This is a genomic window from uncultured Roseobacter sp., assembly GCF_947495025.1.
Classification (GTDB): Bacteria; Pseudomonadota; Alphaproteobacteria; order Rhodobacterales; family Rhodobacteraceae; genus Roseobacter.
This window is the reverse complement of the sequence record NZ_CANLXG010000002.1, coordinates 577,271-590,722: the sequence shown is the minus strand read 5'-3', so window position 1 is coordinate 590,722 and position 13,452 is coordinate 577,271. Positions and strand designations below refer to the sequence as shown.

Sequence of the window (13,452 nt, the reverse complement as noted above, 5' to 3'; positions counted from 1 at the left end):
GGGCCATGTTTGCCACGGCTCGCTTCTCTATCCGGTTTTTTGATGCGGACACCGCAACCGCGCCGGAAAGACCCGTGCGCCGCAAATCACCGGTGTTTATCGGCGATGCGGTCCAGCCCTGGGGCCCGGATACACTGCTGCTGGATCTGATGCGCCGCGACGCGGAGAGCGATACGGATCAGTCCTGAGGCTGTGTGGGGTGAAACCTGCCGCCGGGCGACAGCGTAAAGATCTCGCAGCCATCTGCGGTGACACCGATGGAATGTTCAAACTGCGCAGACAGCGATTTGTCGCGGGTCACAGCCGTCCAGTCATCTGCCAGTGTTTTGGTCTCGGGCCGGCCAAGGTTGACCATCGGTTCGATCGTAAAGAACATGCCCTCTTCAAGCACGGCGCCGGTGCCCGGGCGCCCGTAATGCAGCACATTGGGGGGCGCATGAAAGACGCGGCCCAGCCCGTGCCCGCAGAAATCGCGCACCACTGACATGCGGTGGCTTTCCGCATAGGTCTGGATGGCATGCCCGATATCGCCGAATGTGTTGCCGGGCTTTACGGCTTCGATACCCAGCATCAGTGCGTCATGCGTCACCTGAATGAGGCGCTCTGCCTTGCGGGGCAGTTTGCCGGCGACATACATCCGGCTGGTATCGCCAAACCAGCCGTCTACGATAACGGTGACGTCAATGTTGAGAATGTCTCCGTCTTTGAGAGATTTGTCGCCCGGAATGCCGTGACAGACCACGTGATTGACCGAGATACAGCTTGCGTGCTGATAGCCCTTGTAGCCTATCGTTGCAGATGTTGCGCCGGCTTCCTCGACCATTTCGGTAATACGTTTGTCGATTGCGCCGGTTGTCTGCCCGACGAAAACGTGGTCCGCGATGTCGTCGAGGATACGCGCTGCAAGTGCGCCCGCGGCATGCATGCCTGCAAAGTCGCCGGCTTCATAAATGCGTATGCCGTCTTTGGTCTGACGGCCCCGAAGATCTTCGTTCACGTGGGTCTCCATCGTGGTGTCGTTTTGCGGCTTCTAGCGTGCCTTCACGTCAGGCACCAGTCGCGTTCAGAGCCTGAAAGGCAGCGGTTTACCGACCTCTACCCCTTTGGGCGAGATATTGGTGCCAAAGCACAGAGTTTCAACGCCCGAAGATGTCGCAGCCTCCCAGGCAGCCATATAGGCAGGATCAATATCACCCGCGAGGGTCACTGTCTGCGCGTCTGTTCGCTGGACCAGATAGAGCATGACGGCGCGGTGGCCTGCGCCGGCAACCCGTGCCAGTTCGCCCAGATGCTTTGCACCACGCGCGGTGACGCTGTCGGGGAATTCCGCGACACCGGCCGCGCGGCTCAGCGTTACGCTTTTGACCTCGATGTAGACATCCCTGAGACCTTCACCGCTCAGCAGAAAGTCGATGCGGCTCTTCTCACCATAGGGCACTTCGGGCCGGACAAGCGGCCAGTCGGCAAAAGGGGCAAGCTCACGGGCCATCAGCGCCATTTTCAGCGCGCGGTTTGGCACGCTGGTGTCGACACCGGTGAAATGACCGTTTTCGTGATCAACCAGCCGCCAGCCGAATTTCAGTTTCTTTTTCGGGTCGTCATTTGGCTCCAGCCAGACGCGTGTACCGGGCTCTGCAAGTCCCATCATCGAACCGGGATTTGCACAGTGGGCGGTAATTTCGCGCCCGTCTGATTCCAGAACGCAGTCGGCGAGAAATCTTTTGTAGCGGCGTGTCAGCCGGGCTGGCACAAGATCGGTTTGAAAGCGCATGATGCCCCGTCTATACCTCTGAGAGGAAGGGACGCAAGGAGGGTGCTCATGGCAAATCCAACGGCTGCGATGCTGGTGATCGGTGACGAAATTCTGTCTGGCCGCACGCGCGATGCAAACATGTATCACCTCGCGGGCAAGCTGACCGAAGCGGGTATAGATCTGCGCGAGGTCCGGGTCGTGAGTGACGACGCCGAGGCCATCATCTGTGCCGTACAGTCACTTGCGGCGAGCTTTGATCACGTGTTCACCAGCGGTGGCATCGGCCCGACTCATGACGATATTACTGCCGACTGCATTGCGCAGGCTTTTGGTCGGGACATCGACGTGCGTGAGGACGCCCGCCGGCTGCTGGCCGATCATTACGCACGGACGGGCAAAGAGCTGAACGCGGCGCGCCTGCGCATGGCGCGTATTCCCGAAGGAGCGGCGCTGATTGAAAATCCTGTTTCAATAGCGCCCGGTTTCATCCTTGAGAACGTCTATGTCATGGCTGGCGTGCCATCCGTATTTCAGGCGATGGTCGAGACCATGCTGCCCAGGCTGGCGGGCGGCGCACCGCTGGTTTCCGAGACACTGCGGATAGATCAGGGAGAGGGCGATATCGCCGGCCCGCTTGGTGTTCTGGCGCAACAGTATCCGGCGCTGAGTATGGGCTCGTATCCTTTTCAGCAGGACAACGGTGCCTACGGCTCGAACGTCGTGATCCGGGGACAGGATCCGGCGATGGTAAAGGCGGCCATGGACCAGCTGTCGGCAGCCTTTCCCGGATGATACCGGATACCGCTGATCTGCTTGCGGCAGTTGATGCAACATGGCCCCCGGCGGCTGCTGTGCGGATCGGGCCATGGACAATCCGCGATGGGCAGGGCGGCGGAAAACGGGTTTCGGCAGCAACGGCAGAGGCCGAGGTTGCCGGCGATGATCTGGCGCTTGCCGAAGAGCAGATGCAGGCACTGGGCCAGCCGCCGCTTTTCATGATCCGCGCTGGCGAAGAACGTCTGGATACGCTGCTTGCGGCCCGGGGCTATGTGGTGGTCGACCCTGTGCGGTTGATGGTGATGCCGGTTGCGGGCCTGACCGATAAACCGGTTCCCCCCGTAACCGCTTTTGAAATCCGCGAGCCACTGGCGATTATGGCGGAAATCTGGGAGGCAGGCGGCATCGGTCCGGCACGTCTGCGGGTGATGGGGCGTGCCAGAAACGGAACGGGTATATTGCTGCGCTGGAACGAGAAACCTGCCGGAACGGGTTTTGTGGCCCACAGCGCCAATATCGCAATGGTGCACGCTGTCGAAGTTCTGGAACATCAGCGCAGGCAGGGCGTCGCGGCCTGGATTATGCGCGCAGCGGCCTTCTGGGCTGAACGTCAGGGCGCAGATCAGATGGCCGTGCTCTGCACAGAAGCCAACAGCGCTGCAAACGCCTTGTATTCCGCGCTGGGCTTTGAGCCGGTCGCACAGTACCATTACCGTATGAAACCCACGTCAGGAGCCGCCGACTATGGCTGAGACAGATCTGCCCACAGCACTGAACCTCCCGGCTGTTGACCCGCTTCCGGAACCAACGCGAAAATATTTTGAGGTCTGTCAGGAAAAGCTGGGCATGATCCCGAATGTCCTGCGCGCATATGCTTTTGACATTGAAAAACTTGATGCGTTCACTGGCATGTACAACAATCTGATGCTGGCGCCTTCGGGACTGAGTAAGCTCGAGCGTGAGATGATCGCGGTGGTCGTTTCATCGATCAACAGGTGTTTTTACTGTCTGGTGGCACATGGCGCTGCAGTGCGCGCGATGTCGGGAGATCCGATGCTGGGCGAGGCTCTGGTGATGAATTACCGGGTTGCTGCGCTGTCTGCCAGGCACCGTGCCATGCTGGATTTTGCGGCAAAGATGACCACTGCCAGTGCCACAATCGAAGAACCGGACCGTCAGGGTCTGAGGGATGTGGGGTTCACTGAACAGGACATCTGGGACATTGCCAATGTGGCAGGGTTTTTCAACATGACAAACCGGGTTGCCAGTGCAACTGATATGCGCCCCAACGACGACTACCACGCTCAGGCCAGATGAGTGCACCGGCGTCAGCCTGGCGCGCAGCCCTGCTGGTTGCCTGTACCGCCCTTGTTCCCCACCCGGGGTACGCATTTGCGCCGGAGCTGCCGCTGGGCGCGCGTCAGACCGTGGAACGCGACAGCGAACTGGACAGTTTTGACGCGCCGGTCGGGCGATTTGCAAACGGCGTGCTCCCGTCAGTCACAATCGAAGGCGCCATTTCGCGGCGTGCATGGCGTATCGGTACGGCTGGGATGACTCCGCTGCAGATCATTGTGCCGCTGCGGGATCAGATCGAAGCCGCCGGCTACGAGGTTATATTCGAATGCTCGGCACGGACCTGTGGTGGCTTCGATTTCCGCTTTGCCACCGAAGTTCTGCCCGGGCCGAACATGTATGTGAACCTCGCGCGGTTCCGGTACCTGACCGCGTTTTCCGGACCGCGCGACGCGCCGGACGGAGCCATCGGTATTCTCGTGAGTGCGACGTCTGCGTCGTCCTATGTGCAGATCATCACTGCTGGAACAGGGCCGCAGGCAGAGGCGCTGCTGCCCGAGACCGCCGTTGTGGCGCCCGGCGATGCCGCACCTGAACCTGTCCCGCTGCCGGTAACCGGCGAAGCTCTTCTGGAACAGGGTCATATGGTTCTGGAGGATCTGATATTTGCCACCGGATCAACGGACCTGGGAGATGGGGAATACACCTCTCTGGCAGATCTTGCAGCTATCATGACCGAGCAACCCGGCATGCGGATCGCGCTGGTCGGTCACACCGACACCGTTGGGGGGCTGGAGCCGAATATCGCTTTGTCCCGCGCCCGTGCGCGTTCTGTCCGGCAGCGGCTGATCAGCGGTTATGGCATTGATCCGGGCAGGATGGAGGCAGAAGGCATGGGGTATCTCGCGCCCATGGCAAGCAATCTGACCGAAGAGGGCCGCCGTCGGAACCGCCGTGTCGAGGCGATTGTTCTGAGCGTCGAATAAAAAAGCCCCCGATGCACGAAGACACCGGGGGACAGGGTGGTCACCGAGGATTGGTGGATTGTTCTGTTACCAGTCCGATGGGCCTTTTTCTGCAAAGGCATGGACAAGGAAATCGATGAAGGCGCGGACTTTGGGCTGGGTAAAACGACCCGGTGGATACACGGCATAGATGCCCTGGGTCTCCATCGGCAGATCAGGGATGGCGTCTTCGACAAGCCCCTGTTCCATCGCTTCGGCGTAGAGGAAACTGGGCAGGTAGGCGATGCCAAGACCTGAGATGGCCGCATTGAGCAGCGACTGACCGTCGTTGACACTCAGCCAGCCGGCAGTACGCACGTGGCGTTTCTCACCGGAAGGTGCCGTCAGTTTCCAGACATTTCCGGACGACTGGTTGGAATAGTGAAGCAGTTTGTGATCGTTCAGATCGTCAATCTTCTCGGGACGGCCGTATTTTTCAAAGTAGTCCGGGCTGGCGATCATACGTTTTGTGGTTTCCGTCAGCTTGCGTGCACGCAAGGTGCTGTCTTCCAGCTCTCCGATACGCACCGCCATATCGAACCCTTCGGAAATCAACTCGACGTACCGGTTGTTGAGCACCATGTTTACGGTGATATCCGGGAAATCGGACAGAAACTCACTCAGAACCGGCGACAGGTGGTTCACACCAAAATCTGTAGCAACAGAGATGCGCAACAGGCCCGACGGCGCGCTTTGCATAGACGTGACAAGGGCGTCCGCCTCGCCTGCATCGTTCAGAACGCGGCGCGCGCGATCATAATAGGCAAGACCGATCTCAGTGGGGCTGACACGGCGAGTGGTCCGGTTCAGCAGGCGCGCACCAAGACGTGCTTCCAGTGATGATACGTGTTTGGAAACAGCGGACTTGGAGATTCCCATCTTTTTGGCCGCATCTGTAAAGCCGCCCTGGTCCACGACCGTTGCGAATGCTTCCATTTCTGTGAGGCGGTCCATTGCCGATCCCTTCAATCTCTGCGTTGAAGGCTTGTATGGCGGTGAAATCGGGCAGGATCGGGGCGTATCTGAGACAGTATCGCGGTTTTTGCTAGGATCGTTCAGAACGCGGAAACGCTGAGCGCCCCACGTCAACCGTGGAAATCACACCCCTAAGAATTTAATAATATTGAATATATTCTCCTCAGGGTTGTCGGCCTGCGACGTTTGCTGTGTTTACACTTTGGGCAAAACGATGCCGGAAAGGGGAGATTCAGTTGTGTCAGGGCTTCAGAGAACGGCCGCGAGCCGCGTACCCTGGTCGATTGCTCGTTTCGCATCCAGTTCTGCTGCTACATCTGCCCCCCCAATAACATGACAGGATATTCCCCTGGCCTGTAACGCGTCCGCGAGGCTGCGGTCCGGCAATTGCCCGGCGCACAGAACGATTGTATCCGCTTCGATAAGTTCGGGGTTCTCTCGCGCCTCGCCGCGCGAGACGACCAGACCGCCCGCCTCAATGCGCTCGTAGTTCACACCGCCGATCATTCTGACGTTTTTCATTGCCAGTGCCGCCCGGTGGATCCAGCCGGTGGTTTTCCCCAGACGTTTTCCGGGTTTCTCGGCCTTGCGTTGCAACAGCACAACATCCCGGGCAGGTGCTCCGGGCTGCGGGCCTTCGGGGGCGAGACCAGAGCGATGCTCGGCCGGATCGGTCACACCCCATTCGCGCATCCACTCCGGCAGGTTCACCGTCGGGCTTTCCCCTTCGTGCACGAGGTATTCGGCGACGTCGAAACCGATCCCGCCTGCACCAATAACGACCACGCGCCTGCCAACAGGGGCTTTGCCCTGCAGGACGTCGATATAGCTCAGCACATTCGGCGCATCCTGACCCGGGATTTCAGGATCGCGGGGGACAACACCGGTGGCGACGACGACGTCGTCAAATCCCGTCAGATCATCCGCGGAAACGTCACGGCCCAGTTCGACGGTGACACCCGCCGTATCAACCATCGTGCGATACCAGTCTACCAGCCCGTGGAATTCTTCCTTTCCGGGCACCTGACGGGCCATGTTCAGCTGTCCGCCGATCTGGTCAGCACGGTCGAACACCGTAACGGCATGGCCGCGTTGTGCCGCTGTGATCGCCGTCGACAGACCAGCGGGACCAGCGCCGACAACAGCGATCTTTCTTGTGCTCGCGGCAGGTGAAATTGTCAGCTCGGTTTCATAGCAGGCGCGTGGATTGACAAGGCAGCTTGATATTTTCCCCGAGAAAGTATGATCAAGGCACGCCTGATTACACGCGATACACGGTGCGATCTGCGCATTGTTGCCCGCAATCGCCTTGGCGACGAAATCGGCGTCAGCAAGCATCGGGCGGGCCATCGAGACCATATCAGCACAGCCTGTTGACAGAACCTCTTCTGCCACGTCGGGCGTGTTGATCCGGTTTGAGGTGATAACGGGGATGCCAACTTTTCCCATCAGCTTTTTGGTCACCCAGGCAAAAGCAGCACGTGGCACCGAAGTTGCGATGGTCGGGATACGCGCTTCGTGCCAGCCGATACCGGTATTGATGATCGTGGCACCTGCGGCCTCGACTGCCTGCGCCAGCTGCACGACCTCTTCATGCGTCGAGCCGTTGGGTACAAGGTCGATCATCGACAGCCGGTAGATCAGGATGAAATCCGTGCCGACCGCCTCGCGCACACGGCGCACCACCTCAACCGGCAGGCGCATCCGGTTCTCATAGGATCCGCCCCAGCGGTCCGTGCGTTTGTTGGTATGTGTGACCAGGAACTGGTTCAGGAAATAGCCCTCGGAGCCCATGATCTCGACACCGTCATACCCGGCCTCGCGCGCCCGCATGGCACAGGTGACAATATCGCTGATCTGTTTTTCGATACCCTCCTCGTCCAGTTCGGTCGGCGGAAAGGGTGAAATGGGGGATTTGATGGCCGAAGGAGCCACGCATTTCGGGCCATATGCGTATCGTCCGGCATGCAGGATCTGCATGGCGATTTTGCCGCCTGCCTCGTGGACGCGATCCGTGACAACACGGTGGTTGGCCACATCATCATCCGAGACCATCATGGCAGCGCCCGGCAGAACGGAGCCTTCGAGGTTCGGGCCGATCCCGCCGGTGACCATCAGTGCGACCTCGCCGCGGGCACGCGCCGCATAGAACTCGGCAACACGGTTCCAGTCTTTGGTTTCTTCAAGACCCGTATGCATAGACCCCATCAGGACGCGGTTTTTCAGCGTGGTGAAACCCAGATCCAGCGGCGCCAGCAGATGCGGATAATTGGCCATCGGAAAAACCCTCCCTGGTTTTGATTGCGCTCACTTCACATTTTCACATATCCGGTGTCACGTCGAACGCCGCGTCACAGCAGAGCAGGAAAAGAGAATGATCAGATGGGCAACTGCTGCAGACGCGGATCTGCTTGGTCACGTCTTCTTTCGGGCAGTGCGCGAAGGCCCGAGCCCTTATACCGAGGCCGAACGTGCCGCATGGATGCCCCATGTGCCCGAAGCGGTATCATGGGCCGCGCGCCTTGCGGAGAAAAGCTGTATCCTCAAAGAAACTGAATCCGGCCCGGTTGGTTTCATGACCATTGAATCCGGCGGCTATATCGATTTTGCCTACATCCTGCCGGACTATCGCGGACGGGGTGTTTTCCGTGCGCTTTACCTTCCTGTTGAAGAGCACGCGCGCGCCAGCGGCGAAAACCGGCTGCACACCCATGCCAGTCTAATGGCTCAACCAGCTTTCCACGCTGTTGGCTTTCGGGTAGTCCAGCACGAAACAGCAGAACGTGCAGGTCAGTTTCTGCGCCGCGCTGAGATGGAGAAGAGCCTGATATGACGCCAGACGAAATCGCCGGACTACCGTACCGCCCCTGTGTCGGTGTCATGCTGATGAACCCGGCGGGCGAGGTGTTTGTCGGGCAGCGCATCGACAGCCGGATTGCAGCATGGCAGATGCCCCAGGGCGGGATTGACGACGGAGAGCAGGCGCAGGACGCCGCGCTGCGCGAGCTTACCGAAGAAACCGGCGTCACCGCCGACAAGGTCACCGTCGTTGCCGAAAGCCCGCGTTGGCTGCCCTATGAACTGCCTCATGAACTGGTGCCCAGACTCTGGAAAGGCCGGTTCCGCGGTCAGCAACAGAAATGGTTTCTGCTGCGGTTCCACGGCACAGACGATGACATCCGGATTGAACAGAAGCATCAGGAATTTTCTGAATGGCGCTGGCTGCCGGTTGACGATCTTGTCGACAATATCGTGCCGTTCAAGCGGGATGTTTACGTCGCTGTACTTGAGGATTTCCGCGACTATTTCTGAGCGCGGAAGATCGGCACATTGGGTCCGTGGTCTTCGGGCAGCACACCGATGACGCGCGGGTCGTCGTCTATCTCGACCTGCTGGCGGCAGGGTGTGAACCCACTGCGTCGGTAAAACGCAAGGGCCTGCGGGCTGTCGATGGTACAGGTATGCACGTGGAACCGGGTGATCGGTTTCGCCCAGGCGCGTGTGATCGCCTCGTTCATGAGGTACCTGCCTGATCCGGTGCCGATCAGTGCTGCGGTCAGGCCGAAATAGGCAAGCTCGCATTCACCCGGCACTCTGAAATCCAGCTCCAGCAAGGCTTCATCGTGACCATCGTGGCGCAGGGTAAAGACCTCGACGCCGGGGTCACCCAGAATATCCATGAGTTCCGCATCGTTCTTACGCAGGCGGCCATACCAGAGCCAGTCCTGCGAGCCGACGCGCCGGAAAACGTCACGGTACCACTCAGGCCTGGCGTCAACCTTGTGAAAGCTGACCCCTTCGGGCAGCGGGATCTGTCGTGTGTCCGCCCTCGACGTCATCTCCAGATGGGTGACGATCATCGCCACTTTGCCTGGCGGAACGTCATGGAAGCCATCCGCGATCATTTTCAGACGAGACCTTCTGCCTGGAAAACCTGCATCATGTCCTTTTGCGGGCGCGGACCGATATGGCTGATCACTTCGGCGGCACAGGCGTTGCCCATGCGTGCACAGGTCTCGATGTCCCGCGATGTGGCCAGGCCATAAAGAAAACCCGCAGCGAACTGATCACCGGCACCGGTGGCGTCGACGGGGGTTACTTCCTGCACGGGTATGTCGTGACGGCTGCCGTCGGCAATCACCGAAACACCGTCGCCTGAACGCGTGCAGACCACCAGCGGACAGATCTCAGCCGTTTTGCTCAGCGCCAGCTCCAGGTCATCTGTTTCGAACAGGGATTTGATTTCGTGTTCATTGCCGATCACGTAGTCGAGGTCGTTCCCGATCAGTGTAAGAAAGTCTGCCCGGTGGCGTTCGACACAAAAGGGGTCCGAAATGGCAATGCCGGCAATGCCATTACCTGCCTTGGTCGCCCGGGCAGCTTCGCGGAATGCGGTTTTGCCGGCGTCGTGGTCAAAGAGGTATCCCTCTAGGAACATGATCTGTGTATTGCCGGAGACCTCGACCGGCACATCATCAGAGGTCAGTCCTGTGGAAATACCCAGGTAAGTATTCAGCGAGCGCTCACCGTCAGGCGTGACAAAAATCATGCATCGCGAGGTTGGTGTTTCACCGTCCTGCACCGGCGGGTTGACGAAATCGATGCCATTGTCGGTCATAGCACTGGCATAGAATTTTCCCAGCGCATCGTCGCGGACACGGCCGATGAATGCGGTCTGCAGGCCCAGAGCACCGACGCCTGCAACCGTATTCGCCACAGCGCCGCCAGGCGTCTGCAGGCGGTCGGACATAGAACCATAAAGCGCCTCTGACCGGTCCCGCTCTACCAGCTGCATGATGCCTTTTTCGATTCCCATGTGGTCGAGAAAGCTGTCATCGGCGTGGCTGATCACATCGACAACGGCGTTGCCGATACCCACTAACTTGTATTTTTTCATTCGGTTTTGTCCTCAAAAGAGCAGAGATCACGGATAATACAGGTGGGACACTGCGGCTTGCGCGCTTTGCAGTGATAACGCCCGTGCAGGATCATCCAGTGGTGCGCATGGAGCTGAAAATCAGCAGGAATATTGTCTTCGATGGCCCGTTCGACGGCTTCGACTGTCTTGCCGGGTGCAATGCCCGAACGGTTGCCCAGCCGGAAAATATGCGTATCGACCGCCTGCGCCGGTTGCTGCCACCACATGTTCAGCACCACATTGGCCGTTTTGCGCCCGACGCCGGGCAGGCCCTGAAGTGCGGCGCGGCTGTTGGGCACCTCGCCGCCGTAATCGTCCACCAGGATCTGGCTGAGCTTCATGACGTTCCTGGCCTTCTGGCGGTAGAGACCAATCGTTTTGATGTGTTCGGTCAGACCCTCAAGCCCCAGATCCAGCATCTTCTGCGGTGTGTCCGCGATCGGGAACAGTTTGCGTGTTGCTTTGTTGACACCTGCGTCTGTGGCCTGAGCGCTGAGTGCAACCGCTACAACCAGAGTATAGACGTTCACATGTTCCAGCTCGCCTTTAGGGGCCGGATCGGCCTCGTGAAAGCGGGTGAAAATCTCGCGGATCGTATGATAGCCGAGTTGTTTTGCCATGGTGCCGCGTTATGCGTGGATTCACCGGGCGGGGCAAGCGCAACGCCGGCGGGATAGCTAAAAGCAGAGATAAATCCCGGGTTTTTTATGATGTGACTGTTTACGCGACTCTGGCAAAACAGGGGGACCCATTCAGCCGGAGCCACCATGACTTTTCCAGACCGTTTTGTCTGCGCGCCTGACGCGCTTGTTTTTGATCCGCAGGCGCAGACACTCACCCTGGACCCGGCGAAATCCTATGATGTCTGCGCCACGGGCCTGGCTGTGGCCCCGGGCAGCGATCGGGGGCAACCCTCGCGTGGCGCGGGCTGGTGCATTGCGGATGACGGGCACGTGTCCCTGCGGGCGCCGGATGGGACCGGCGTCACTCTTTTCTGCGTAAAGCGGAACGGGAACTTGTGCGGGTATCTCGTACCCGAAACGATGGCGCCTGGTGCACCTCTGAAGGTCGTGAGTGGGTGGAACGGGCATGAGGCGGCTGGCGGCAGAACGCGCCCGGTGCCGGGCCCTGCGTTTTTTGGTCCCGGCACAATGATCCGGACTGAAGAGGGTCCGGTGCCTGTAGAGTGGCTTGAGACGTCGGACCGGGTACTGACCCGCGATAACGGCTACCAGCCGATACTGTGGATTGACCGGACAAAAGCCGACCCGGGCGTTCTGCGACAGAATCCTGATCTTGCGCTGGTGACCGTCCCGGCGGGTTCAGTTGCACCGGGTGTACCGGCGCATGATCTGCGGGTGACCGGAGGGTTGCGGATCATTCTGCGTGGTGTCGGTGATGGTGCCGCCGACCGGCTGAACGAAGTTCTCGCGCCGGTGCAGGCATGGCGTGACTGTGGCGTCGCGGCGCCGGTACGGCCAGCGCGCAGCTGCCCGATGACGCGCGTTCTCTGTGCAAACCACGAGATCATTCTTGCTGAAGGAACCTGGGTGGAAACCTTCTGTGCAGACGCAGACACATATGATCAGATTGCGGAGGGCAAACAGAACAGATTGTCACAACTGCTGGGGCCACACCTGCATAACGGGCGGACCGCACGGCCCTGGATCGACCGGTCACAGGCCGGGCGCATGATCACAAAAGCGCGCAACGCCTTCCAGGCCTTCGACGAAAGCGCTTAAACCGCAGGTTTCGGGTCGAAAGCCCGAGCGTGACAGATTATTCTGAGGGCATGACACAGCACAGCCAGATAGCCGACACACCCGAGAGCGCCTACCATTACCAGGTGATCCGCCGCGCGATCAACATGATTGACAGTGCCGAGGAAAATGTCTCGCTGGAAAGTATCGCCGCCGATATGGGGATGAGCCCAGCACACTTTCAGCGCGTCTTTTCCCGCTGGGTTGGTGTCTCCCCCAAACGGTATCAGCAGTATCTGATGCTCGGACATGCCAAATCGCTGCTCAGCGAGCGCTTTACCACGCTGGAGGTGTCGCAATCTGTCGGGCTCTCGGGGTCAGGCCGTCTGCATGACCTGTTTTTACGCTGGGAGGCGATGAGCCCGGGAGACTTTGCGCGCAAGGGCGACGGGCTGACTATATTCTGGGGCTGGTTTGAAAGCCCCTTTGGCCCGGCGATTGTAATGGGGACCGAAAAAGGGATCTGTGGCATCGGCTTTGCCGCTGAGATGGGCGAGGAAGCAGCTTTTGAGGATATGCTGAAGCGCTGGCCCAAGGCCGAATTCACAGAAGATCCCATGATGCTGCGCCCGTGGGTCCTTCAGGCCTTTGGCGCGGGGGACGGCTCGCTGGATGCAGCACCATTGTTCCTGATAGGCGCACCTTTTCAGATCAAGGTCTGGGAGGCGTTGCTCAGCATTCCGTCCGGGCAGGTCACGACTTATTCGGAAATCGCCCGTGTCGTGGGCGCTCCCCGCGCCGTGCGTGCCGTCGGAACGGCCGTCGGGCGTAACCCGATCAGCTGGCTGATCCCCTGCCACAGGGCTCTGCGCAAATCAGGCGGGCTGGGCGGATATCACTGGGGGCTACCCATGAAGCGCGCCATGCTGGCCATGGAAACGGTGTATGCTGAACACTGAAAAGTGACACAGGCAGGTTTCTGCCTGGCGGAAATTCCCCTTTGTTTGCGGCGGAACCACGCCCATATAT

At 59.6% G+C, this 13,452-nt stretch carries 16 protein-coding genes; 9 read left to right on the top strand and 7 right to left on the bottom strand.

Going from position 1 to position 13,452, the window contains the following annotated elements; genetic code table 11:
• Positions 1–5: 5 nt before the first annotated feature.
• The gene (locus Q0792_RS11040; protein ID WP_298840137.1) at positions 6–188 is read left to right on the top strand and encodes a hypothetical protein; all 183 of its coding nucleotides are present in this window, start codon (positions 6–8) and stop codon (positions 186–188) included.
• Here the strand turns inward: Q0792_RS11040 and map are convergent.
• Positions 179–997, bottom strand: a complete 819-nt coding sequence (map, locus tag Q0792_RS11035; RefSeq protein ID WP_298840136.1) for a type I methionyl aminopeptidase — start codon at positions 995–997, stop codon at positions 179–181. The genes Q0792_RS11040 and map overlap by 10 nt on opposite strands.
• Positions 998–1,063: 66 nt before the next feature.
• Positions 1,064–1,771 (bottom strand): DNA/RNA nuclease SfsA, encoded by a 708-nt coding sequence (gene sfsA, locus Q0792_RS11030; RefSeq protein ID WP_298840134.1) that lies wholly within the window; start codon positions 1,769–1,771, stop codon positions 1,064–1,066.
• A 48-nt stretch (positions 1,772–1,819) separates the two neighbouring features.
• Here sfsA and Q0792_RS11025 point away from each other — a divergent pair, with 48 nt between their 5' ends.
• From Q0792_RS11025 to Q0792_RS11010, 4 genes are read left to right on the top strand one after another with little or no spacing between them, the layout of a single operon-like run.
• Complete coding sequence (locus tag Q0792_RS11025) at positions 1,820–2,545, top strand: molybdopterin-binding protein (protein WP_298840132.1); 726 nt, start codon at positions 1,820–1,822, stop codon at positions 2,543–2,545.
• Positions 2,542–3,282 (top strand): GNAT family N-acetyltransferase, encoded by a 741-nt coding sequence (locus Q0792_RS11020; RefSeq protein WP_298840129.1) that lies wholly within the window; start codon positions 2,542–2,544, stop codon positions 3,280–3,282. Before Q0792_RS11025 ends, Q0792_RS11020 begins: the two co-directional genes overlap by 4 nt.
• Positions 3,275–3,847, top strand: a complete 573-nt coding sequence (locus Q0792_RS11015; RefSeq protein ID WP_298840126.1) for a peroxidase-related enzyme — start codon at positions 3,275–3,277, stop codon at positions 3,845–3,847. Before Q0792_RS11020 ends, Q0792_RS11015 begins: the two co-directional genes overlap by 8 nt.
• A complete protein-coding gene (locus Q0792_RS11010; RefSeq protein ID WP_298840124.1) occupies positions 3,844–4,812 on the top strand; it encodes an OmpA family protein in 969 nt (322 codons plus the stop codon). Before Q0792_RS11015 ends, Q0792_RS11010 begins: the two co-directional genes overlap by 4 nt.
• A gap of 66 nt (positions 4,813–4,878) precedes the next feature.
• Here Q0792_RS11010 and Q0792_RS11005 read toward each other — a convergent pair whose 3' ends face one another.
• Together Q0792_RS11005 and Q0792_RS11000 are read right to left on the bottom strand one after the other, a co-directional pair.
• Complete coding sequence (locus tag Q0792_RS11005) at positions 4,879–5,784, bottom strand: LysR family transcriptional regulator (RefSeq protein WP_298840121.1); 906 nt, start codon at positions 5,782–5,784, stop codon at positions 4,879–4,881.
• 270 nt (positions 5,785–6,054) lie between these two features.
• On the bottom strand, positions 6,055–8,082 hold the full coding sequence (locus Q0792_RS11000) for an NADPH-dependent 2,4-dienoyl-CoA reductase (RefSeq protein ID WP_298840119.1): 2,028 nt from the start codon (positions 8,080–8,082) through the stop codon (positions 6,055–6,057).
• 97 nt (positions 8,083–8,179) lie between these two features.
• Between Q0792_RS11000 and Q0792_RS10995 the strand changes: the two genes are divergently transcribed.
• On the top strand, positions 8,180–8,638 hold the full coding sequence (locus tag Q0792_RS10995; RefSeq protein WP_298840116.1) for a GNAT family N-acetyltransferase: 459 nt from the start codon (positions 8,180–8,182) through the stop codon (positions 8,636–8,638).
• The gene (locus Q0792_RS10990; RefSeq protein ID WP_298840113.1) at positions 8,635–9,117 is read left to right on the top strand and encodes an RNA pyrophosphohydrolase; all 483 of its coding nucleotides are present in this window, start codon (positions 8,635–8,637) and stop codon (positions 9,115–9,117) included. The genes Q0792_RS10995 and Q0792_RS10990 overlap by 4 nt, the downstream gene beginning before the upstream one ends.
• Here Q0792_RS10990 and Q0792_RS10985 read toward each other — a convergent pair.
• From Q0792_RS10985 to nth, 3 genes are read right to left on the bottom strand one after another with little or no spacing between them, the layout of a single operon-like run.
• Positions 9,108–9,710: a GNAT family N-acetyltransferase gene (locus Q0792_RS10985; protein WP_298840110.1), complete on the bottom strand. Its 603-nt coding sequence runs from the start codon at positions 9,708–9,710 to the stop codon at positions 9,108–9,110. The two genes, Q0792_RS10990 and Q0792_RS10985, sit on opposite strands and share 10 nt — an antisense overlap.
• Positions 9,711–9,712: 2 nt before the next feature.
• Positions 9,713–10,702 (bottom strand): adenosine kinase, encoded by a 990-nt coding sequence (locus tag Q0792_RS10980; RefSeq protein ID WP_298840107.1) that lies wholly within the window; start codon positions 10,700–10,702, stop codon positions 9,713–9,715.
• Positions 10,699–11,343 carry an endonuclease III gene (gene nth, locus Q0792_RS10975; RefSeq protein WP_298840104.1) on the bottom strand — a complete coding sequence of 215 codons (645 nt, stop codon included), beginning with the start codon at positions 11,341–11,343 and terminating at the stop codon, positions 10,699–10,701. The genes Q0792_RS10980 and nth overlap by 4 nt, the downstream gene beginning before the upstream one ends.
• A gap of 147 nt (positions 11,344–11,490) precedes the next feature.
• On the opposite strand from nth, the gene Q0792_RS10970 reads away from it, so the two are divergent.
• Both Q0792_RS10970 and Q0792_RS10965 read left to right on the top strand, forming a co-directional pair.
• Complete coding sequence (locus tag Q0792_RS10970) at positions 11,491–12,465, top strand: Hint domain-containing protein (protein ID WP_298840101.1); 975 nt, start codon at positions 11,491–11,493, stop codon at positions 12,463–12,465.
• A 50-nt stretch (positions 12,466–12,515) separates the two neighbouring features.
• Positions 12,516–13,382, top strand: coding sequence for a bifunctional helix-turn-helix domain-containing protein/methylated-DNA--[protein]-cysteine S-methyltransferase (locus Q0792_RS10965; protein WP_298841850.1), 867 nt, complete (start codon positions 12,516–12,518; stop codon positions 13,380–13,382).
• Positions 13,383–13,452: the final 70 nt, after the last annotated feature.